This is a genomic window from Actinomyces stomatis (assembly GCF_031292835.1).
GTDB classification, from domain to species: domain Bacteria; phylum Actinomycetota; class Actinomycetes; order Actinomycetales; family Actinomycetaceae; genus Actinomyces; species Actinomyces stomatis.
The window spans coordinates 1-20,410 of the sequence record NZ_JASPEP010000010.1 but is presented as its reverse complement, the minus strand read 5'-3'; the positions used below and the strand labels follow the sequence as shown (position 1 = coordinate 20,410).

21 protein-coding genes are annotated in these 20,410 nt (G+C 63.0%); 6 read left to right on the top strand and 15 right to left on the bottom strand.

All coding sequences use genetic code 11. From position 1 onward, the window contains the following. Positions 1 to 9 precede the first annotated feature (9 nt). Together RIV12_RS07230 and RIV12_RS07225 are read right to left on the bottom strand one after the other, a co-directional pair. Positions 10 to 726 carry an ABC transporter ATP-binding protein gene (locus RIV12_RS07230; RefSeq protein WP_309322983.1) on the bottom strand — a complete coding sequence of 239 codons (717 nt, stop codon included), beginning with the start codon at positions 724 to 726 and terminating at the stop codon, positions 10 to 12. Further along, positions 723 to 929: a hypothetical protein gene (locus tag RIV12_RS07225; RefSeq protein WP_309322982.1), complete on the bottom strand. Its 207-nt coding sequence runs from the start codon at positions 927 to 929 to the stop codon at positions 723 to 725. The genes RIV12_RS07230 and RIV12_RS07225 overlap by 4 nt, the downstream gene beginning before the upstream one ends. Positions 930 to 1,257: 328 nt before the next feature. Between RIV12_RS07225 and RIV12_RS07220 the strand changes: the two genes are divergently transcribed. Together RIV12_RS07220 and RIV12_RS07215 are read left to right on the top strand one after the other, a co-directional pair. Next, complete coding sequence (locus RIV12_RS07220) at positions 1,258 to 2,289, top strand: phosphodiester glycosidase family protein (RefSeq protein ID WP_309322981.1); 1,032 nt, start codon at positions 1,258 to 1,260, stop codon at positions 2,287 to 2,289. A gap of 1 nt (position 2,290) precedes the next feature. Further along, the gene (locus tag RIV12_RS07215; protein WP_309322980.1) at positions 2,291 to 3,454 is read left to right on the top strand and encodes a glycosyltransferase; all 1,164 of its coding nucleotides are present in this window, start codon (positions 2,291 to 2,293) and stop codon (positions 3,452 to 3,454) included. Between the two features lie 357 nt (positions 3,455 to 3,811). Here the strand turns inward: RIV12_RS07215 and RIV12_RS07210 are convergent, their stop codons facing one another. After that, positions 3,812 to 4,513: a response regulator gene (locus RIV12_RS07210; RefSeq protein WP_309322979.1), complete on the bottom strand. Its 702-nt coding sequence runs from the start codon at positions 4,511 to 4,513 to the stop codon at positions 3,812 to 3,814. After that, entirely contained in the window at positions 4,506 to 5,477 is a 972-nt protein-coding gene (locus tag RIV12_RS07205; RefSeq protein ID WP_309322978.1) for a sensor histidine kinase, read from the bottom strand. Before RIV12_RS07205 ends, RIV12_RS07210 begins: the two co-directional genes overlap by 8 nt. 130 nt (positions 5,478 to 5,607) lie before the next feature. Between RIV12_RS07205 and RIV12_RS07200 the strand changes: the two genes are divergently transcribed. The 3 genes from RIV12_RS07200 to RIV12_RS07190 are packed head-to-tail and all read left to right on the top strand — an operon-like array spanning position 5,608 to position 7,909. Then, a complete protein-coding gene (locus tag RIV12_RS07200) occupies positions 5,608 to 6,363 on the top strand; it encodes an ABC transporter ATP-binding protein (protein WP_309322977.1) in 756 nt (251 codons plus the stop codon). Further along, the gene (locus RIV12_RS07195) at positions 6,360 to 7,169 is read left to right on the top strand and encodes an ABC transporter (RefSeq protein WP_309322976.1); all 810 of its coding nucleotides are present in this window, start codon (positions 6,360 to 6,362) and stop codon (positions 7,167 to 7,169) included. The genes RIV12_RS07200 and RIV12_RS07195 overlap by 4 nt, the downstream gene beginning before the upstream one ends. After that, a complete protein-coding gene (locus RIV12_RS07190) occupies positions 7,166 to 7,909 on the top strand; it encodes a cupin (protein WP_309322975.1) in 744 nt (247 codons plus the stop codon). The genes RIV12_RS07195 and RIV12_RS07190 overlap by 4 nt, the downstream gene beginning before the upstream one ends. Positions 7,910 to 7,925: 16 nt before the next feature. Here RIV12_RS07190 and RIV12_RS07185 read toward each other — a convergent pair whose 3' ends face one another. From RIV12_RS07185 to RIV12_RS07170, 4 genes are all read right to left on the bottom strand, one after another. Continuing rightward, the gene (locus tag RIV12_RS07185; RefSeq protein ID WP_309322974.1) at positions 7,926 to 11,042 is read right to left on the bottom strand and encodes a DEAD/DEAH box helicase; all 3,117 of its coding nucleotides are present in this window, start codon (positions 11,040 to 11,042) and stop codon (positions 7,926 to 7,928) included. A gap of 43 nt (positions 11,043 to 11,085) precedes the next feature. Continuing rightward, the gene (locus RIV12_RS07180) at positions 11,086 to 11,460 is read right to left on the bottom strand and encodes a hypothetical protein (RefSeq protein ID WP_309322973.1); all 375 of its coding nucleotides are present in this window, start codon (positions 11,458 to 11,460) and stop codon (positions 11,086 to 11,088) included. A 459-nt stretch (positions 11,461 to 11,919) separates the two neighbouring features. Beyond that, a complete protein-coding gene (locus tag RIV12_RS07175) occupies positions 11,920 to 12,147 on the bottom strand; it encodes an excalibur calcium-binding domain-containing protein (RefSeq protein WP_309322972.1) in 228 nt (75 codons plus the stop codon). A 488-nt stretch (positions 12,148 to 12,635) separates the two neighbouring features. Beyond that, positions 12,636 to 13,115: an excalibur calcium-binding domain-containing protein gene (locus RIV12_RS07170; RefSeq protein WP_309322971.1), complete on the bottom strand. Its 480-nt coding sequence runs from the start codon at positions 13,113 to 13,115 to the stop codon at positions 12,636 to 12,638. A 742-nt stretch (positions 13,116 to 13,857) separates the two neighbouring features. Between RIV12_RS07170 and RIV12_RS07165 the strand changes: the two genes are divergently transcribed. Beyond that, positions 13,858 to 14,496: a malonic semialdehyde reductase gene (locus RIV12_RS07165; RefSeq protein WP_075417784.1), complete on the top strand. Its 639-nt coding sequence runs from the start codon at positions 13,858 to 13,860 to the stop codon at positions 14,494 to 14,496. Here RIV12_RS07165 and RIV12_RS07160 read toward each other — a convergent pair. The 7 genes from RIV12_RS07160 to RIV12_RS07130 all read right to left on the bottom strand — a co-directional run bounded on the left by RIV12_RS07160 (position 14,491) and on the right by RIV12_RS07130 (position 20,279). Further along, the gene (locus RIV12_RS07160) at positions 14,491 to 14,892 is read right to left on the bottom strand and encodes a type II toxin-antitoxin system VapC family toxin (protein ID WP_309322970.1); all 402 of its coding nucleotides are present in this window, start codon (positions 14,890 to 14,892) and stop codon (positions 14,491 to 14,493) included. The two genes, RIV12_RS07165 and RIV12_RS07160, sit on opposite strands and share 6 nt — an antisense overlap. Continuing rightward, positions 14,889 to 15,200 carry a type II toxin-antitoxin system Phd/YefM family antitoxin gene (locus tag RIV12_RS07155; RefSeq protein WP_309322969.1) on the bottom strand — a complete coding sequence of 104 codons (312 nt, stop codon included), beginning with the start codon at positions 15,198 to 15,200 and terminating at the stop codon, positions 14,889 to 14,891. The genes RIV12_RS07160 and RIV12_RS07155 overlap by 4 nt, the downstream gene beginning before the upstream one ends. 102 nt (positions 15,201 to 15,302) lie before the next feature. Continuing rightward, positions 15,303 to 16,376 carry a glycoside hydrolase family 16 protein gene (locus tag RIV12_RS07150; protein WP_309322968.1) on the bottom strand — a complete coding sequence of 358 codons (1,074 nt, stop codon included), beginning with the start codon at positions 16,374 to 16,376 and terminating at the stop codon, positions 15,303 to 15,305. A 123-nt stretch (positions 16,377 to 16,499) separates the two neighbouring features. Continuing rightward, positions 16,500 to 16,889, bottom strand: coding sequence for a hypothetical protein (locus RIV12_RS07145; RefSeq protein ID WP_309322967.1), 390 nt, complete (start codon positions 16,887 to 16,889; stop codon positions 16,500 to 16,502). Positions 16,890 to 17,101: 212 nt separating this feature from the next. Then, positions 17,102 to 17,554, bottom strand: a complete 453-nt coding sequence (locus RIV12_RS07140; RefSeq protein ID WP_309322966.1) for a hypothetical protein — start codon at positions 17,552 to 17,554, stop codon at positions 17,102 to 17,104. A 107-nt stretch (positions 17,555 to 17,661) separates the two neighbouring features. Next, positions 17,662 to 19,026 carry a hypothetical protein gene (locus RIV12_RS07135; RefSeq protein WP_309322965.1) on the bottom strand — a complete coding sequence of 455 codons (1,365 nt, stop codon included), beginning with the start codon at positions 19,024 to 19,026 and terminating at the stop codon, positions 17,662 to 17,664. Between the two features lie 566 nt (positions 19,027 to 19,592). Next, positions 19,593 to 20,279 carry an anaerobic ribonucleoside-triphosphate reductase activating protein gene (locus RIV12_RS07130; protein ID WP_309323017.1) on the bottom strand — a complete coding sequence of 229 codons (687 nt, stop codon included), beginning with the start codon at positions 20,277 to 20,279 and terminating at the stop codon, positions 19,593 to 19,595. Positions 20,280 to 20,410: the final 131 nt, after the last annotated feature.

Genomic DNA, 20,410 nt, shown 5'->3' with positions numbered 1-20,410 from the left:
GCGGCTCGGCTAACTGACCAACGCCGCCACGGCATCGGAGTCCTCAGGGGTGGTGAAGGGACCGGTCATCCGGCCGGCGGAGAGCACGTAGAGGCGCCGGGTGCAGCGGGTGAAGGACTCGGCGATGTGGGAGCTGAGCAGAATCGAGCGGCCGGATGCGGCGGCGTCGTTGATGCTGCGGTACAGGAACTCGGTGGCGGTGAAGTCGAGGAAGTCGACGGGCTCGTCCAGGAAGAGGAGGGGCGCGGTCAGGTAGAAGGCGGCGATGAGGTTGGCCTTCTTGCGTGAGCCGCTGGAGAGCCGGGAGAAGGAGGTGGTCCGGTAGCGGCCGTAGTCGAATCCCTCGATCAGCTCCTCGAGGCGGCCGCGGTCCGGGCGCAGGCGGTAGGCGTGCTCGAGGAAGCTGATGAAGGCATCCAGGTTCCAGGTGGGGAAGGAGGAGTCGTCGGCGAGGCTGAGGTAGCGGGCGGCCTTGAAGTGCTCGTCGCCAGGGTGCACGTCCCGGCCCCGGTAACGCAGGACTCCGAGCCGCGCTCCGCGGTGGACGTCGCACAGGGAGGTGAGCATCGTGGTCTTGCCGGCGCCGTTGAGGCCGATGAGGCCCACGGCCTCGCCGGCCTCGAGGGCAAAGGAGACGTCGGTGAGGACCGGGTGATCGCGCTCGTACCAGGCGGACAGGCCCTCGACCTCGAGGAGGTGGGCCGGGGCATCGCCGACGGCGCTCATGAGCTCGGAGGAGTCCGGTCGTCGCGGTCATCATCCCTGCCGCCGACGAATGGACGAATCAGCAGATACAGGAAGATCGCCGCAACAGCGATGGCGATGACCATGGCCGACGTGTCTCCCCGACGGAAGGAGGCGACGGCCACCAGAATATTGATTACCACGATGGCAATGCGGAAAGTGTGCTGAGTCCGTCCCGTCAACACGGTTGCCTCCTTCTTCGCAGATTCTCACGGCGGGAACCGGCTACTTGCCCCCATCACTGTACGCCCGGGCCGGATCTCAGGGATGCGCCTCAGGGACAATCTTGACGCAAGGTTCTCACCTTCCAGAAGTATTGACACCCGACGCGGAGCCATTCTCCGACGTCGTTCCAACCGGTTCTCGGACCAACCGGCGCGATGTCGAAGGGCTGCGGCATAGCGGGGACGCCTTAGCCCTGCGCTCGGGCGGCCCCTGGGCCCGCCGCGGCTTCACAGGAGACCCACAAGGTCAACCTACGCCTGACACACACGGCGCCGACACGGTTGAGTCATGCACAGCTCCGACGCCCTCAATCCGACCGAGCCGCCCCAGTCCGGCCAGGACCACCAGTCCGGCCGGCGCGACCGCTCCTCGAAGTCCAGCAAGCACCCGCGCCGCCGCTTCCTCCTGGGTGGCGCCGCCGTCCTGGGGCTGGCCGCCACCGGTACCAGCGCCTGGGCGCTCAACCGCTTCGTCATCGACCATGTGGAGGTCGGCGACGTCACCGCCCTGGAGGCCAAGGCGCAGAACGCGGCCGGCTCCTCGGCAACCCCGGCCACCAACGTGAAGGTCGGGGACGACTCCTACTCCTCATCGAACACGAGAATCGAGATTCAGCGGGTTTCCACCGGCTCGGGCAGCGACACCGTCACCTACTACGTGGCCGACGTCAAGCTCACCAACGCCACCGACCTGCGCAGTGCCTTCGCCAACAACTCCTACGGCACCAACATCGTTGCCAAGCCCAGCACGATGGCCTCCGAGCACGACGCCGTCCTGGCCATCAACGGCGACTACTACGGCTTCCGCAGCGACGGCATCCTCATCCGCAACGGCGTCATCTACCGCGATAGCGGCACGCGCGACGGCATGGCCTTCTACAGCGACGGGCGCGTGGAGGTCTACGACGAGACCACCACCAAGGCCCAGACGCTTCTGGACGCGGGCGTGTGGAACACGCTGTCCTTCGGGCCGGCGCTGGTCAACAACTCCAAAGTGCTCTCCGGCATCGACCAGGTCGAGGTGGACACCAACGTCGGCAACCACTCCATCCAGGGCCAGCAGCCGCGCACCGCCGTGGGGTGGGTGGAGACGAACCACCTCAAGCTCGTCGTCGTCGACGGCCGCAGCGAGGGCTACTCGCGCGGCGTGTCCATGACCGAGCTCGCCCAGATCATGGCCGACCTGGGGTGCGCCTGCGCCTACAACATCGACGGCGGCGGCTCGTCGGCCATGTACTTCAACGGCTCGATCATCAACCAGCCCTCCAACGGGGGCGAACGCGACACCTCCGACATCCTCTACATCGCGAACGGATCCTGAGATGAACGGCACCGACACAGCCCTTCAGACCTCGCCGCGCGTTCTGCCGCGGGTCATCGCCCCCGCGAACCGGACCTCCGTCAACCGGTCGGCGGGCAACCGGACCGCGCCGCGGGTCGGTGGTGCACCCCGTCCCCGGGCGACGGTGACTCTCGTGGTGCTCATCCCGGCCTACAAGCCCGATGAGCGCCTGGCCGCACTCGTGGCCCGCCTGCGTGGGGCGCGTCGGGACTGCGCGGTGCTGGTCGTCGACGATGGCTCGGGGCCGCAGTACGCCCCCTTCTTCTCCGCCGCCCGCGCCCGGGGCGCCCAGGTGGTCAGCTACCCGGTCAACCAGGGCAAGGGTCAGGCGCTGCGCACGGGCCTGGCTCACGCGGCCGCCACCTGGCCCGACGCGGACGTGGTGTGCGCCGACGCCGACGGGCAGCACACGCCCTCGGACATCGAGGCCGTGGCCGCGAGGGTGCGCGAGACCGGGCACATGACCCTGGGGGTGCGGCGTTTCACCGGGCCGGTGCCGCTGCGCAGTCGGATAGGCAATGATGTGACCGCCCTGCTGTTCCGAGGCGCGACCGGCTGGAGGCTGGCCGATACCCAGACGGGCCTGCGCGGCTACCCCGCCGGGCGCCTGGACTGGCTGCAGAAGGTTCCCGGCGACCGCTACGAGTACGAGCTCTCCGCCCTGCTGCGCGCCCACGAGCTGGGGCTGGTGGTGGAACAGGTGGAGATCGCCACGATCTACGAGCCGGGCAACACCTCCTCCCACTTCCGCCCGCTGCAGGACTCGGCTCGTATCTATGCTCCGCTGCTGCGGTTCATGGGGGCGTCGCTGGCGAGCTTCGGGATCGACTGGCTGGGTGTCATGGTCATCTTCGCGATGACCGGCAACCTGCTGGCGGCGGTCGTGGGGGCGCGACTGATCTCCGGGACGGCGAACTTCTTCATGAATCGTCGCGTCTTCCGGGCGCGGCGCGGCACCGTGGTGCGCACGGCGGTGCGGTACGTGATCCTGGCAGTGAGCCTGCTGGCGGCCAGCTACCTGGTGCTCAAGGCGCTCACCACAGTCGGGATCCCGCTGGGGATCGCCAAGGTACTCGGCGATGGGGCCATCTACGTGGCCAGCTATGTGGCGCAGCGCCGGCTGGTCTTCACAGAGCGGGGATGAGATCAGCCCGCCGGGGCCGGGCGGGAGGATCCTCGGATAGCCGTGTCCTTTGAGGCGATGTGCCGGCGTCGTCCCCGAGGGCACGGCATCGCCGCCCTCTCGGTCGCACCCCGCTGACGGTTTCCGAGCAGCACCGTCAACAAGCCGCACTCAAGCACAACGGCGACGGCTCTTGAGCAGATTTTGTCCGTATGGGACGACTTTGAATGCCCCAATCGCCGGAACGCAACTACCCAAAATGCTCTGACCTGCGCAAACGCACTTCTGTTTGTGCGAGTGAGCCGTCAAAGTCTTCCCATATGGACACTTTTCAGCCGAAGACGCCACTCACCTCAGGCAGAGTCGCGGGCAGCAGCCTCAGCAGGCGCTGATGAGGCCGGACTCGTAGGCGGCGATGACGAGCTGGGCGCGGTCTCGGGCACCGAGGCGGGCCAGGAGTGCGGTGATGTGGCTGCGGCAGGTGGCCCGGGTGATACCGAGCTCGACCTCGATCTCACTGTTGGACAGGCCCCGGGCGATGAGCAGGAGGACCTCACGCTGGCGGGGCGTGAGGTCCTCGACATCACTGGCCCAGGAACTACGGGAGGCGCCAGCCGATGCTGTGCGTGGCATGCAGTCCATAAGACGGGCCAGCACCTGGGGGCTGAGCAGCGACTGTCCCTCGTGGACGGTGCGCACGGCGTCGACGAGAGTCTGCGGGGAGGCATCCTTGAGCAGGAATCCGCAGGCGCCGGCGCGCAGCGCACCCAGGACGTAGTCGTCGATCTCGAACATGGTGAGGATGAGGACGCGCGTGGTCGCGAGCGTCGGATCGGCGCAGATCCGGCTGGTGGCCTCGATGCCGGTCAGGCCCGGCATCTGGATGTCCATGAGGACGACGTCGGGGCGCAGCTCGGCGGCCAGGGCGACCGCGCGGGAGCCGTCCTCGGCCAGGCCGACGACACTCATGCCGGGTTCGGCCTCGAGCAGGGCGGCCAGGGTGGTGCGCAGGAGGGCCTGGTCCTCGGCGACGAGGACCCGGATGGAGGGGCCTTCCGGCCCGGGAACGGCCTCAGTCATGGGGCCTCCCGTGGGGTTCGACGGGCAGCGTCGCCTCGATGGCGAAGCCGGGGGCGTCGGCGCGGGGACCGGTGGTCAGGGTTCCGCCGAGCGGGGTCAGGATCTCGTGAAGTCCACGCAGCCCCTGCCCCGCCCCGGGATGGGGCTCCCATTCGGGGACCGGGCCGTCGTCGACGATGGCGATGCGCAGCCGTCCCGGCTCCTGCCGGAGAGTGACGCGGGCGCGCGTGGGGCCGGCGTGGCGGGCGGTGTTGGCCAGGGCCTCGGCCACGACCCGGACAGCGGCTTGAGTCGTCGGAGCCGGGAGGCCGTCGGTCATCGTCGCGGCTTGGTCGACGTCCGCGTCTGCGCCGGAGTACGCATCGACGTCGAGATCGACGGTGACGCCGGTGCGGCGGGCCTTGCCGATCGGCTCCCGAAGGCTCTCGGCGAGGTTGCTGATGATAGCGGCTTCGGGAAGCGGTGCGTCGCCCGGAGCTCCCGCAGGGACCGTCGCCACTGCCCCGGGCGTCGGGGACGTGTGCTCGTCGCGCAGGACGGAGAGCATGCGCCGCAGTGCATCGGTGGCCTCGCGGGAGGCGGTCTCGACGTCGTCGAGTGCGGTCCGCAGCCCGTCGGAGGTGGTCTCGAGGCGCTGGGCCACGGCGCAGCGCACGGTGATGGCGCCGAGGTTGCCGGAGACGGCGTCGTGCAGCTCGCGGGCGATGACGAGGCGGTCCTCGGCGACGGCGCGCGCGGCGGTCTCCTGCGCCAGGCGCCGTTCGTAGGCACGCTGGTCGCGCCGTCGCAGCCACAGGGAGGCGACGACGAGCCCGGCCATGACGAGCAGCAGCGTCATCTGGCCGCGCCGAGAAGGAGCCGGGGAGAAGCCGACCATGGTGCCCAGGCCGAAGACAACCACGGTCAGCCCGGTAATGGCGCGCCCGAGCGGCGAGTGGCGCGGAGGGGCATCGGGGGCAGGCACGCGGCCAGTCTAGGAAGGCGGCCCGGGCGCTTCATCGAACCGGGGTCTGACGGACCTGGGTCTGAGGCGGTGGAACCACTTCGGCTGGGCGGCCGATGCGCGCTGCCGCTCGGCGCGCTGGAGTTGACCCATGATCAGTATTGAGAACCTCGTCAAGCGGCACGGGGCGCGGGAGGTGCTTCACGGCGTGAGCCTGGAGGCCCGTCCGGGCCGCGTCACCGGATTCGTGGGACCGAACGGCGCCGGGAAGTCCTCGACCCTGCGGTGCCTGCTGGGGCTGGACCGGGCCGACGGTGGGCGGGCGCTCATCGGTGGGCGCCCCTACCGCGAGCTGCGCGAGCCGTTGCGCACGGTGGGGGCGGTGCTCGACGGCTCGGGCGCGCACCCCTCGCGCACGGCCCGCGGTCACCTGGGTTGGGTGGCCTCGGGCGCGGGAATCAGTCGGCGCCGGGTGGCCGACGTGCTCGACGTCGTCGGGCTGAGTGATGCGGCCGGGCGGCGGGTGCGCACCTTCTCCCTGGGAATGGGACAGCGCCTGGGGCTGGCGACGGCGCTGCTGGGCGACCCGGAGGTGCTGGTCCTCGACGAGCCGGTCAACGGCCTGGACCCGGAGGGGATCCGGTGGATCCGCACGCTGCTTCGGCAGCGGGCCGACGCCGGGGGCACGGTCCTGCTGTCCAGTCATGTTCTGGCCGAGCTGGGTGAGGTGGCCGACGACGTCGTTGTCATCGCCGGCGGGCGGGTGCGGACCGCCGGGACGCTGGGGGATGTCGCGGCGGGTTACGCAAACCTGGAGGATGCCTTCTTCTCGCTGACTGCCCCGACCGGGGACAGGGTCGAGGGTCGGGCCGGCAGGGCCGAGCGCGAGGAAGGGGGCCGTTCATGAGCGCGGCGACGGCGCTGGTGCGCTCCCTCAAGGCGGAGGTGCGCAAGACGGTGGGCCTGCCGGGGGCCTGGTTGGGGGCGGCGCTGGCGATCGTCCTGCCGCTCCTGATCGAGTACTACACGGATCATGACCTGGCGGCGCGGCTGGCGGCCGGCGACCCGGATGCGCCGACGCAGCTGGGCAATGTCGGCATCATCGGGCTGTACGTGGGGACGACGGGGATCGTGGTGCTGGCGGTGAGTGTTGTAGTCAGTGAGTACGCGAGTGATCCGCGCACGAGCGGGGCCTCCAGCGCTCCGCGACAGGTGGCGACGACGATGCTGGTACAGCCGCGGCGCGGGGCGTCGGTGGCCGCGAAGCTGCTCGTGGTGCTGGGGGCTGCGACGGTGCTGCTGGCGGTGGCGTGGGCGGCGACCTACTCGCTGTGCCGGCACCTGCTGGGGTCGAGCGTGCCCTTCGAGCCGGTGCCGTGGTGGATGCTGGCGGGGCTCCTGACGTGGTGGGTGTTCTCGGCGATGGCGTCGATGGCACTGGCGATGGCGACACGCAGCGCGCTGGTGTCGATGACGGTCCTCGTCGCGATGTCGACGATGATCTCGCCGGGGGTGCTGCTCATCAAGTCCACCGATGCGGCCCGGTTCCTGCCGGATACGGCGGCGGTGCGGCTCATTGCGAACCCGGCGACGCTCAACTACGACCGGCTCGTCGAGCTGCTGTCGATCCCGATGGCGGCCGCCGTCTGCGCGGCGTGGGCGGGCGGGTGCGCGGCGGTGTGCTGCTGGGTGTGGATGAGGCGGGACGCATGAGCGGAGCCGGTGCAACCAGCAGGGTGAGGGCCACTGGAGGGGCGATGACAGCCTGGGGGCGGGCGCTGCACGCGGAGCTGCTGAAGGTGGTGACGCTGCCGGCGATGTGGTGGTCGGCGGCGGTGGCGGGCGCGGCTGCGGTCGCCATGGTCATGTCGATCCCGCAGAACGTGGTGGATGGGCGGGACTTTGGATTCGAGGCGATCGCTCCGATGTGGACGCTGGCTGTGCAGATCGGCTTCGTGGCGGCCGGTGTGGCCGCGGCGGGTGCCGAGCATTCCACGGCGCAGGGCGTGATGAGTCTGCTGGTGACACCGGCGCGAGGACGGCTGGCGGCGGCACGGCTCATGGTGCTGACCGGTACGGGACTGGTGGCGTCGAGCGTCTTGGTCGGGGCGAGCCTGGCCGCGTGCCCGACGATCTCGACGGCGGCGTTGTGGGCCGGCGGAAGGACCGTGGTCTGGTTGACGGCAGTGCTGCTGCTGGCGGCCGGGCTCGGTGCGGCGCTGCGCAGCGTCATCGGTGCGTCCACGGCGGCCGTGGTGCTGGTGATTCTGGCACCGCAGCTGGCCGTGTTCCTGGGCGACGCCGCCCGCCGGCTACCGGGCCAGGCGGCCCAGATCTGGCTGACGGCGGACGCATCGCGGGCGGAGGTCACCTCCGCCGGACTCATCATCCTGGCCTGGACGACGGCCGCTCAGATAACCGGCATCGTCCGGCTGGTGCGGGCGGATGGATAACCACCTTCAGAACAAATTATTGAAGCGTCATCCTGGCGACGATATCTGCAGGAATCGGCGTCCGCAGTTTCCAGTCAATTTCGATAGGTCGACTTCCTTGAGCATCCACGAAATCAGCTGTCCCTAAGCAGAGATACGGCGCCGCACCACCAAATTCGCCATTCTTAGTCTCGCGAACAAATATGACCACCTCACTCCCTTCCTCTTTATGATTGACGTACCGTCTCCCAGTGGGAGAGTCAATAGACGTTGTTGACTGAGATTCCCAATGAAGAATTGAAGGTGAAATAATCGCATCTCGATACATCGTTGTCGGAGAGTAGTTTCGCTCATTTTTCTTCAAGGTAACCAAGAGCACATCCGTTGACAGTTCACCACTATAGAATACCCCCTCCCTTAAAGAGTCTGGCCTGCGTTCGAATCCACCATATCGCATCCCCACAACAATCTCTTCTCGGGTATACCTCGCGTGAGTCAGAATCACCTCATCTCCCAATCGCCCCTCCATTGGCTTCGCTAAATGGTCAATGCGACTCTCCGCCACGTCAAGAATTTCCAAAAACTCAGCGAGCGCGGCCGGCTCCGCTCTCAAAACATCAAAAGCCTGCTCTGGACTCGTAAAATTCACGCTAGAAGGACGTACCGTGAACAACAACATCGCCGCTAATCGCTGGTGCTCACGAGACAATTTTGACCACGGCCCGAGTGTTCCATTCAAGAGTTTCCGGTAAACACCCAAACGAACCGGATCGTCAACATGAGCCAATGCCTGACCGCGTTTGATGATCTCATGATGCAGTGGCCCCGTATCATCGACCGAGAACCCCGCGTCACGCTGCAATGACGTCCAATTTTTATCCTTGCTCTTCAAGACATCCGAAAGTTCATAGTCCGCTTCGGAAATAAAATGAAGCAAAGATCCTCTAGAGTCGTCTATGGCATGTTTTTTATACTCCGAAACCACCTGTTTCCAAGTAGGATTAACCTGACGTTTAAGATTATCGAGAATCACCTCGCGAGAGGCTTCATCTAGACTCACATCACAACCTGGTGGCAAGTATGAGAATCCTTTTTCAACTCCCTCACGAAGACCTCTTCTTGTAACACCTGTAAACGCTCGAAACTTCTGGTCGAAGCGGAATTCGCGCCTCTGCAGACCAACGAAATCTAAGACAGTCAGCACAGCTTTTCCGGCCGACTTACGGAGCCCTCTGCCCAACTGCTGGAGAAATACTGTGGCTGATTCCGTCGGCCGCAGGAACAAGACAGTATCAACTTCCGGAATATCAATTCCTTCATTGTAGAGATCGACGGTAAAGATCGCGACAATTTCTCCTGACCGTAGACGCCTTATCGCATCTGTCCGCTCTTCACCTGTGGAATATCCTGTCACAGCCAAAGATGGGAGACCTGCCTCCGAAAAAGCGGTCGCCATGTACTGAGCATGCTGAACACTCACGCAGAACCCCAAAGCCCTCATGGACTCCGGATCAGACACTTTATTGTTGAGCTGCTCGATAATAAGAGCAGTTCTAGCATCATTGTTAGTATAGTAGTCTGAAAGAACATTTTCATCGTACTTGCCCCGCACCCACTTGAGCGCACTTAAGTCAGTATTATCGGAAACGCCAAAATAGTGAAATGGGCACAGTAAATCGGTTTCCAATGCATCCCACAGGCGAATAGACGCCGCGGTTCTGTTACCGAAGAATGTGGCAACATCAACTCCGTCAGCGCGTTCTGGTGTTGCTGTCAGTCCTAGGAGCTCAGTTGGATTCAGGACCTGAAGAACTTTCCGGTAGGTCGCTGCTTCCGCGTGATGAAATTCATCGATAACAACAACATTAAACTGATCTGGCAGAATACGATCAAGGTTGCGAGACAAAGATTGTATTGTTGCAAAAACATGAGTCCAGTTACGAGGCTCGTACGCACCTCCTAAAATCTCACCAAAACTACCTTCTTTAAGAACCGCACGATAGGTGCGCATCGACTGTTCGAGTATTTCAATCCTATGAGCGACAAACAGTAACCTAGGATAACATCCAGCAGCTGAAAGATTGTCCCTATAATCCAATGCGGCAATAACAGTTTTACCCGTTCCAGTTGCCGCCACCACAAGATTACGATGATTGTCGTGAATACCACGCTCAACACGAAGTTTTTCCAGAATCTCTTCTTGGTGTGGGTAAGGGCGAACATCGAGACCACCAAGGATGATGGACGATTCCTTTCGAGTCTTGCCTGACGCTTGCGATAATGCTGAATCTAGCTGGTTGGCATCTACCTTGGGGTTATACAACCGGTACGACGAGTCAGCCCAATACGACTCGAACGTGCGCATAAACTTCGATAACAGCTGCCCCGTTTGCTGCTTTGAAAGCCTCACGTTCCATTCGACACCCTCAGTCATAGCTGGGACTGAAAGGTTAGAAGACCCTACATATGCCGTATCCCATCCACTGTTTCTGTGGAAGTACCAGGACTTAGCATGCAGCCGAGTACTGTTGATTTCGTACTGTATCTTTACTTCGGCACCCAGTTTTTCAACGAGGCGATCAAGCGCACGGCGCTCCGTTGCACCAATGTACGTTGTCGTGATGACTCGAAGTTTCCCTCCTCGCTCAGTAAGCGCACGTAACTCCTGCTCCAACAGGCTCAGTCCACTCCATTTCACAAAAGCACACAGGAGGTCGACATTATCGGCTGTAGCAATTTCCGATCGAATTTCGCTAATAAGAGACGGATCGCCTTTGGCGTTCGTCAGTAATGCAGCGTCGTTTAACGGAGTCTGCGGTCGAGTATCTAGGAAGCGGCGATTGTTCACGCTTCGCTTTGGAAGCACGGCAGTTAACTCCGTGGGTGGATTGACTGGAGTTTCATCTGCATATTTCAGGAGCGCCATAATTTGACGCACTATTTCTGAACGCTTTTCCGGCGATTCTATCGTTTCTAACTTTCGGGTGATTATGTTGCCAACATGCCTTGCGAATCGTTCAGGGACTTCAACTTCATCAATCGCTTGTTCATTAATTTCGACCTCATCGGCCTGCTTGCCGAGTGCGTCGGCAAGCCCTTCGGTGAGGAGAACTTGAGTCACACCGTGGGGGATCGGCATCGCGTCGTTCGTCACGCACAGAAAGCTACCAGGAAGCTACGTCCTGCCTGCCAGGCTTCTAAGACGTTCTAGGACAGGAAGCAAAGGTCTCTTCATGATCCACCCACGAGACATCACTACTGAAGCCGAGACGGCTGTACTTGAACACGCTGATCGCCTCGCCGCCGTCATCGGCAAGCACTGGCACCCCACGAACAGCACCGCTCGAGACGACGTCATGCTGCTCGTCGCCGACCTCTTGCGCGCGCACGCCGAGACAGGGATTGAGATGCAGACCTGGCGAGCGGCGCTCGACGTCGTCATGGATCATCTCGCCTGCGAACCGGAAGGCGCCGATCTGCTCCACCGCCTCGGCCGAGCCGCCTGGTTCACCGTCATCGGCACGACCAAGGATGGTCGGCGAGAGCCGGTCGCCGTTCTGCCAGGCCGGCATCACCTGGAGGTGGCCATCGGTGCTTGGACCACACAGGTTCAGGCACCGACCGCAGCGGACGCCGTCCGAGCGGTCTCAAGTGCGGACCGGTCTGGGACCTGAGACGTTCACATTGCGAAGCGCCCGCTCCATCACACGGAGTCGCAGGGCATTCCGCCAGCCCGGTTGCCTGAGGCGGCGTCGGTGAAGTCCTACCCGTCGCAGGCACTGCTCGCCTGCATGGCACGCGGGACTCGAGGACTCCGCGGGCTCCCGTCTACAGGTAGTTGACCTCCGCTCACATCGCACCACCTCAACCCGCATAATGTGAGCAAACATCACATGTCTCAAACACGGCCCCATCGGCGACTCCAACCCGATGTGCTTCGTTCGCGACGCCTGAACGTTGCGAACGAAGCACATGGAGCAAGTGGAAGACTCTCACGCCCGCTGTTCTAGACGGCGGGCGTCGACGGGGCCCTACTTAATCTCACAGGCGATGCCATCCTTGTCTCGATCCAGCCCAGGCCGATAGCCAGGTTCACCTCGGTACAACGGTGCTGCACCCACAGCCCGCGCCGCCGTGCAGTTGTCATAGTAGGTGATCTCCTGCTTCGGCTCCGGAGCGGGAGCCGCCGCACCACCGCCGGCCTGAGTCTCCTCTTCTGTTGTCGGCTCGGGCTCTGATGTTGGCTCAGACTCCTGCATCAGAGGCTGTATCGGAGGCTCCGAGGTCGGGGCCTGCGTCGTCGGAGTAGGCGACGGCGTAGGAGTAGGACTCGGCGTCGGGGTCGGAGTGGGGGACGGAGTCGGAGTAGGTGACGGCGACGGCGAAGCAATCACCGTCGGCGAAGGAACAGGTGCCGGCGAGCCCGCATCATCAGCCACGGACGGAACCCCGCACCCGGCCAGACCGGCGCAGGCCGCCATGGCAAGGGCCGCAGACACCGACCTCACCACCATCCTCTGGCGACCCGACATCAGCACCCCCAGCCGGCTGACCCCAGCGCGGGGCGAAAGTAAAGAACCAGGACGAACAAGCAAATTCTTCATAAGAACCTCACCAAGAAAAACAAAAGACAACACGTTGTCCCATGTCATGCCACATAGCACTCGACGCGACATGACCGGACACCTATGGACAAAGCTTGGAGTGGCGTGAACCGACAGTGGCTCACCGCAGCAACAGACGAGCCTCACTTCTCGCAGGCGATTCCGTCTCCATCTCGATCCAGGTCTTCGCTATATCCGGGATCACCTCGATACAAGGGTGCCGCGCCAGCGGCCTTCACAGCCTTGCAGTTGGCGTAGAACTCCTTCTGCGGCTCCGGTTCTGACTCCGACTTCTTCTGAGACTCCGACTCAGAGTTCGCCTCTGACTTGGAGCCCTCCCCTGAATCCGAGCCGCCGAACCAGCCGCTCCAACCGGAGGAGTCCTCCGTCGGCTCAGCGGCAGGCTCCTCAGCAGGCTCTTCGGCCGGTGTCTCCTCGGAACCAGTGGCGTCGCCGCTACCGGCATCCTGCTGGGATTCAGTCGGCGCAGCTGACGACGGAGCATCACTGCTGGCGCCGGACGCATCGTCACATCCGGCGATCCCAACGCCAAGAACCAGGGCAAGAAGGACGGGTGCTGCAGTCCTCAGCAGCCCTCGGCGCCGCCACGTCGAAGAAGGCACTGACCCCACAGAGGAACGGAAAAATACGGGAGAAATAGAGGGTAGAACGGGCGTATTCACGAAAGCCTCGAGTTACGAGAAGGGATGGTGGGCGGCTAGCCAAGAGAATCGAAGCACTCCAGGAGCAGCAATAGTTCACGCTGGCACAAAATGCAATCGGATTGATACACAAGATTTTCGCCGGCACAGCAAGCAAAAAGACGCCACGATCATTAACCTGCCGTTCCTTAATTTTAGGCCCGCAAGACTGGAGCCCAGCTTCCGCTCAACACCCTCGTTCGAGCCCCACCCACACGCCCAGTGGCTCCCAAACGTTGCGGGAACATAAGCGTTTGCGCCAACACCCTCGCAACAACGGCTTCGGTTGCCTTGTCCTCAACCGCTTCACTGCGGACGGCGCCCGACGCGCCGCGTCAGCACCAGAACACGAGGAGGCGATGCCGACAACCACAATCAGGCCGAGCGCCAGGAGCGGCATTCTCATCCATACTTCCTGCCTCATTCCCTGCGGCGCTCGGCCCGGAACCTCACCCTTCCATCAAGAAGAACGGCTACTTCTTGATCAGCCAGGCCCAGGCCCTCACAGCACACACTCTCCGCCACCGCGCGGATCGACTCCGCGACGGAGAGCCACTGCGAGACCTGAGCCAGGAGGTCGAGGTGAGCAAGGGCGGGGGACAGCAAGGCTGCCTTGTCGGGACGACCTCCGCCCAGGGGAGACGACACGTGCTTCAATCGGGGCATGGCAGTCGTCTCCCCCGTTCCGGTTCCGGGCCCCGTGCCCGGCGAGTCCGTCCTGACCGAGTCCGACGCCTCGCTGCTGTTCAGCGGGGCACGCACCGCGTATACCTTCACCGACGAGCCGGTGACCGGCGCCCAGCTGCGGGCGATCCACGACCTGGCCAAGTGGGCGCCGACGGCGGTCAACGCCCAGCCGTTGAGAGTGGTAGCCATCCAGTCGGCGGCAGCCCGGGAACGGCTACTGCCCTGTCTTCCCAGCGGCAATCGCGAACAGGCCGCGGGGGCGCCTCTTACCCTCGTCTGCGCAGCCGATCGGTCCTTCGTCGGGTCCCTACCGCGGCTGCACCCGCGCGCCGAGCGCTACCAGCGGCTGCTGGAGGATGGCGGGGCGGAGATGCGGGCACGATGGGCACGCGCCTCAGCACTGATTCAGACGGCCTACGTCATCCAGGCGATTCGCGCCGTCGGACTGGCAGCCGGCCCCATGAACGGCGATGATGCCGAGGCGTTGGCGACCGAGTTCTTCGCCGGTCAGGATGTGGAGGTGCTGCTGGTCATCAACGTCGGTCACCCAGGACCGGACGCCTACCAGGAGCGCAACCCGCGCCTACCCTTCGACGAGGTCTATCAGGTGCTATGAGCCCAGCGGATCGATCACGCCCAGTCCCCGGGACCGGGCGGCGTCGGCCAAGCGGGCGTCGTGAGTCAGGATTGTGACAGGGTGACGAGGATTGTCCAGCAGCATCGCAGTCGCCAGGTGAATGGCGTCAAGAGACTTCAGCTCACCGGTCAAGGCGCTGGCGTGCTCGATGACATCCGGACCGATCTCAATGAGCTCCACCCCCGCGATGAACTCATCGACCACGCGGACGTCGAAGTGATCGCGATGCGCCGCCCGCGCCATCTCCACCTTGAGCAGACAGGAGGACACCAGCCCCTCTGTCGCATGGGCAACCATGATGAGCCTCGCGGCCTCGTCAGCTCCAGGCTGCCCTAGGAGGGAGAGCAGCGCCACCGAGGTATCGAGGTAGATCACCTGTCCTCCTCGCGCTCACCGAAGAGGAACTGCTCCAGGTCGAAGCCGTCAGGCGCCTGCCACCGCCTGACGGGCAGCGCCCAGTCGTCTGCGGCCCGACGGACCTTGCCCTCACGGACCATCCGCTCATACCAGGACTCGTCATCACGGATCGGGACGATCTGGGCGATCGGGCGACCACGGTCGGTGACCGTCACGGGCACACCAGTGGACTCGACCTCACGGTAGACCCGTCCGGCCTGTTGATTGACCTCCCGCAGTCCGACAGTCCTGCCCCCCGGAGAAACCGGCACACCCGCTGCACTCATGACACGAGAATACGACAAAGGTTCTACATGTACTACTTTGCGGCTGCGGTGGCGGAGGCAGGGCCGAGGGCTCGAGGAGCAACGCCACGCCGGCGCGCCGAGCTAACCCCTGGTGTAGTGGGCGACGTAGTCGATCTGGATGTCGGAGACGGCCGGGGTGAGCGGGCCGGGGACACCGCCGTCGACGGTCTCGTACCGTTTGGCGTAGTCGTCGTTGGGATCCATCGCCCCAGTCTGAACCCCGAACCACATCCGCTTGTCGGTGATGCCTTCGCCGACGTCGTCCCGGGTGATCCGGCCCCACTCCTGGCCGTCGAAGGTGAAGGCGATGTACTCGTCCTCCACGATGACACCGTAGGTGTGCCAGCCACCCATGTCCGTGTTGTCGAAGACCCGCTGGTCCTGCTTGTGCCCCTTCGGAGTGGGGTCACCCCAGTGGTAGGTGCCCGACACCCGCGGCCCGTTGACGCGTCCCTCAGCAAAGTCGACCTCCGGCGGCCAACTCTTGTCCTCTGGCCACAGCAGCATCGCGTAGCCGATCCCCTTGGCCCGGGGGAACTTGGCGCGCACCTCCCACCGACCTCGCGAAGCCGCGAAGGCATCAGCGCTCGAGGCGCCACCGGCGCTCCACTGCCCATCCCGGTACTGGGTGCGGATAATGAGATTGCCGTTCTCAACAAGTGAGTTCTCATCCGACATGATTCCCATGGCGCCATGGCCGACGGCAGCCCTATCCAAGCCGTAGTGCCCCCACTTCGTGTCCTCGAAGGAGGCCTCGAAGCCTTCGAAGTAGTCGATGCTCCAGCCGTTGATCTCGGCATCGGAGCGTCCCCGACCCGAGCCCTCGGAGGGCTGCGAGGGCGAGGCTGTTGCGGCGTCGGACGGGGAGGCTGCGGTCCCGCTCGGCGAGGCGGAGGGCTCACCGGAGGGGGCGGCAGCAGTCGACTCCCCCATGCTCGACGACGATGCCGCCGGCGCGGAGGCGTCGCTGACCGGTGTCGCCGTGGCCGCCACGCCGGCCGAGCTGCCGGGGGACGCCTGCTCGGCGCTGAGGCTGGTCGACGGCGCCGCAGCCGCTGGGTTTGCACCCTGGGGCTGGACTGGGAAGCAGGCGGTGGCCGTCGCCACGGCAAGACCTGCGGTCATGAGGAGCTGGGTTGCTCGTGCGGGTTTCACGGTCGTCTCCTTTGATGCGGGAACCCTTCCAGCGGATACGAGAAGCCTAACCAGCCGGTAGTTATCGGACAAGTCATCCACGCCCATAAGCAGTCCGGCGTGGCGCCGCGGCCCCGACCTCCGCTAGGGCCGGAAGATCGAGCTGTCCTCGCTGACGTAGGCGACCGCGAGCCGCTGCGTCCAGGCCATTTGGCCGACGATCTTGACGAGAGCGTTCGCGTCCGACCAGCCGACACTGATGTAGATGTAGTCGGCGCCAATGGTGTAGTCGGCAACCGGCAGCCCTTCGATCTCCCGCTCCTCCAGGTCCGTCTCACTCAGCGCATCGGGGCCGTTGAACGGCGGGAAGGCGCGGATGAGGTCGCGATAGATGGACCTGATCGCCGGGGTGGAGCCGTCGATGGTGCTGAAGTCGCGCGGCTCGTCCCACTGGGCTGCGACCTGCTTCCACCACCGGGGGAAGGCTTCGTCGGTCGTGGAGTCCGGCTCGAAGATCAGGATGTCGTAGCTCATGCTTCGAGGCTAGGAGTGCGCCCCGTCACCGACCATGGACACCGCTCCCCACAGCGCCCTGAGCCAGTAACTCACCGTCCTCCAGGCCGCGAGCACCGACGGCGCGCTCCGTTCCAGTCATCCCGGCGGCGCAGGAGTACCGGCAGTGTGATGGTTGCTGGGATCAGGCGAGGTCAGGTGACACGAATCCGCCTGTGCTCACACGGTTGGATTCACCTCATGGAATGCTGGACGACGTAGTCGACCCTGACGCTGGAAGCGGACTGCACCGGTTGTTCCGGTGGCCGCACGATCGTCTCCTCATCACTGACATACGCCACGGCGAGCCGATGCGTCCACGCAAGCTCACCGACAGTCGTCTCCAACGCATTCGCGTCCGACCAGCCGACACCGATGTAGATGTAGTCCGCGCCGATGGTGTAGTCGGCGACCGGCAGCCCCTTGTCCTCCCGCTCCTCGAGCTCCTCCTCGCTCAGTGCATCGGGGCCGTTTAACGGTGGGAAAGCGCAGATGAGGTCGCGGTAGAAGGACCTGATCGCCGGGGTAGAGCCCTCGGTGGTGTAGTAGTCGCGCGGCTCCTCCCAACGGGAGACCTGTTCCCACCACTGGGGAAAGTCCTCATCCGTGACCGCGTCTGGCTCGAAGATCAGAATGTCGTAGCTCATGCCTCGAGGCTAGCACTCAGAATAATCCCATCACAGACCCGAGCCTGTCAAACGCAAACCTACCTAAAATAGAATACAATCTCTCTCACGCAAGAAACAACGCACACCTACCACCATCTAGGCATCCTAATTGCCCTGTAAATTAAGTCAACAACAATAAGATCATCACCTTCTTCAAAGACAAAGTCTTCAATATCATAGGGGTGGTACAATTGATAAAATCCACAAAGCACCTCATTCATAAAGCCAGTAGCGCCACTCCTCTCATTGATCTCCCTTAATAGATTGACGCATATGTCGTACTCACTGGAACCTCCGGGGCGAGCTATTAATTCCTTCGCTGATCTTGGCAACGCCTTTAACGTTTCTTCACCGAATATACACCTAAACTGAGTGACAATAAATGCCTCAACCAGCGAGCGAGGAACAAGGGGTGTAGAGATCACCCCTCGAATCACAGGCTGATTCGAAATTTCCACAACCCTTGATATTCTTTCGAATTTTTCTACCCGAGACACACCGCCAACAGCGCCACTACATTGAGAATCGCGCTTACCTCCACTCAAACATCGCCGACTCATGAACTTAAAAAGTTTCACCATCCCCATTTTAGGCCTGCCAGCTTCTGAGTCACCAGATTCTAAAGCGTCGCGTGCGTGCGCAAAATAGTATAATTCCTCAACGAGATTATGTCGTCTGTTTCGGAGAGCCTCGTCAAACTTTCCGACACCTTTGAGAAAAGCAAGCACCCAAGCGACAAAGTATGACAGCAATTTACTGCGTAGATTCACTTCAGTGTCGTCCCCCACAATAATCGGGACAACCAGTTCCAACCCCAGTAATGCTAGACCGGCAACTAAGCATGCATTAACCAATCTACCGAAGAAATCGGCGATACGAACACGGGGAATATACCCACTCCCGGGGCCTGGAATATAATAAGGACCAACATAATCAAGAACTAGTATCACCAGTAAGGGTGGCAATATAACTAAAGTGACTCCCAGGCTTGCAAGGCTGGAAAAATTATCAGACAAATAGGCTCTATAAACTACAACAGAAAGGTAGAGTGAAGCTGCCAGCGATGCAATAAATCCAAAATTGGAGATCCAATGCAATTTTACTATTAGCAACCTCCCTTCTATATCTGAATTTCCCTTCAAAAGGTCGCGCTTAAACCCGACCAGGCAGATTCCCGCCAAGAACATCAGCAAGACTCTCAGCAAAATGGAAAAGGAGTAGAAAAAGCCTGGTTCAAAATAAGAAGATAGTCCATTTTCGACTACGAATAAGCAAATTACCGCACCCCTCCACTGCCAACGCTCTTCCGCCGAAATGCGTAGCCAAGCACCAGTGAGGGAGAACTTTCCAGCAAAACGACCGCCTTGCAGAACTCGAACGATGATCGACCTTCGAGACAACACCTCCAGGACTCGATCCTCAGGGGATATCATCTGAACATTCTCAACCATACCAAATTAAATTCTCTCTAAATTCTATTGAGATCACGGTCTCAGCGAAAACTCACTCCATGAGGTGAATGCTTTTTCCTGAATATGGGCCGACTTGACCATTGCCCACCCCAAACTGGCACCCAGTGAAAAATGAATGTATGTCGCATACTATCGCTTCTACATAGCTCTTGGAGGGCTCTATTCGGCTTCTTCGGGAACTACAAGAAGGCACTTCAGTCGCTTGCATATTCCGCAAGTCTTTCAGATCTCACCTTGGTGTCACAAACACTCATACTATGTTATCCCTCTTCACGGGGATGCTCTGCTCGACCCGCCGGTCATTACCGACAATCGACATCAGCGTGCTTACATAATCAACCTCATGACTTTACATCTGCTGCACCTGCCCCGCACAGTACGCAAGCTGAAACTGCAATCTCCCCAGAGGCTCGGCAGAGTTCGCCGATAGAACTATTGCGTCCATGACGCTATACTAACCGACCGCTAAAACACGCACTCAATCTCAGCCCGTTCAGGTCATCAACAGGATGAGTTCACCCCGAACAGGCCTATAACTCCAGCAGCTACGCCGGGCGGTAGGTGAAACGGTCCCAGCCCAGGACCTCGATGCGCGCAGCCATGCGCTCGCACATCCCGTCCCAACCGGGCGCCACGACGTCGAACTCGCCGCTCGTCCCCTCGGAGCGGGCCTGCTGGAGGGCGTATACCCGCGCCCCCGCCGCATGCACCCGCCGGGCCACCTCCACAGCGTCGTCGGCCGTCACGTCCCCGGGCACCACGGTGGTGCGCACCTCGAAGTCGGGCCCGCCGCGGCCGGCCGCCTCGACGAGCACCTCCAGGCTCTCCCAGGCCTTCGTGGCCGCGTTCGCCCGGCCGACCACCTGCTCGTAGTGCTCGGGCAGCGCCTTGATGTCCAACCCCACCCAGCTGACGAGCCCGGCCTCGACCATGTCCCGCAGCCGCCGCGGGTAGGGCCCGGCCGTGTGCAGCCCCACCTGGAAGCCCATGTCGATGACCTCGCGGGCGGCGTCGGCCAGGGCGTCCTGGCGCAGGGCCTCACCTCCGGTCAGCACGACGCCGTCGAGCAGCCCGCGCCTGCGCCGCAGCAGGGCGCGCACCTCCTCCCACGCCACCTGGCCGGGCGTGCGGGCGGCGATGAGGTCCCGGTTTTGGCAGTAGAAGCAGTTCCAGGGGCAGCCCTGCAGGAAGACGGTCGCGGTCAGGTGGTCGGGCCAGTCAACCGTGCTCATGGGGACGAGCCCGGCGATCACCAGGTCGTCGGCGGGCCGGCGGTCGGGGCCGACGGCGACATCCGCCCGAGGCCCGGTCGCTCCCAGCCCGGTTTCGGGAAGGCCGGGCTCGCCGGTTCCGCCGGTCCCGC

What these genes read in the sequence shown, in the direction of transcription:
- RIV12_RS07200 (WP_309322977.1), top strand. Translation starts at nt 5,608, where the DNA reads ATGATCAGTATTGAGAACCTCGTCAAGCGGCACGGGGCGCGGGAGGTG.
- RIV12_RS07215 (WP_309322980.1), top strand. Translation starts at nt 2,291, where the DNA reads ATGAACGGCACCGACACAGCCCTTCAGACCTCGCCGCGCGTTCTGCCG.
- RIV12_RS07190 (WP_309322975.1), top strand. Translation starts at nt 7,166, where the DNA reads ATGAGCGGAGCCGGTGCAACCAGCAGGGTGAGGGCCACTGGAGGGGCG.
- RIV12_RS07155 (WP_309322969.1), bottom strand. Translation starts at nt 15,200, where the DNA reads ATGAGTGCAGCGGGTGTGCCGGTTTCTCCGGGGGGCAGGACTGTCGGA.
- RIV12_RS07220 (WP_309322981.1), top strand. Translation starts at nt 1,258, where the DNA reads ATGCACAGCTCCGACGCCCTCAATCCGACCGAGCCGCCCCAGTCCGGC.
- RIV12_RS07165 (WP_075417784.1), top strand. Translation starts at nt 13,858, where the DNA reads ATGGCAGTCGTCTCCCCCGTTCCGGTTCCGGGCCCCGTGCCCGGCGAG.
- RIV12_RS07210 (WP_309322979.1), bottom strand. Translation starts at nt 4,513, where the DNA reads ATGACTGAGGCCGTTCCCGGGCCGGAAGGCCCCTCCATCCGGGTCCTC.
- RIV12_RS07175 (WP_309322972.1), bottom strand. Translation starts at nt 12,147, where the DNA reads ATGCAGGAGTCTGAGCCAACATCAGAGCCCGAGCCGACAACAGAAGAG.
- RIV12_RS07230 (WP_309322983.1), bottom strand. Translation starts at nt 726, where the DNA reads ATGAGCGCCGTCGGCGATGCCCCGGCCCACCTCCTCGAGGTCGAGGGC.
- RIV12_RS07195 (WP_309322976.1), top strand. Translation starts at nt 6,360, where the DNA reads ATGAGCGCGGCGACGGCGCTGGTGCGCTCCCTCAAGGCGGAGGTGCGC.
- RIV12_RS07140 (WP_309322966.1), bottom strand. Translation starts at nt 17,554, where the DNA reads ATGAGCTACGACATTCTGATCTTCGAGCCAGACGCGGTCACGGATGAG.
- RIV12_RS07180 (WP_309322973.1), bottom strand. Translation starts at nt 11,460, where the DNA reads ATGCCGGCCTGGCAGAACGGCGACCGGCTCTCGCCGACCATCCTTGGT.
- RIV12_RS07145 (WP_309322967.1), bottom strand. Translation starts at nt 16,889, where the DNA reads ATGAGCTACGACATCCTGATCTTCGAGCCGGACTCCACGACCGACGAA.
- RIV12_RS07130 (WP_309323017.1), bottom strand. Translation starts at nt 20,279, where the DNA reads ATGAGCACGGTTGACTGGCCCGACCACCTGACCGCGACCGTCTTCCTG.
- RIV12_RS07135 (WP_309322965.1), bottom strand. Translation starts at nt 19,026, where the DNA reads ATGGTTGAGAATGTTCAGATGATATCCCCTGAGGATCGAGTCCTGGAG.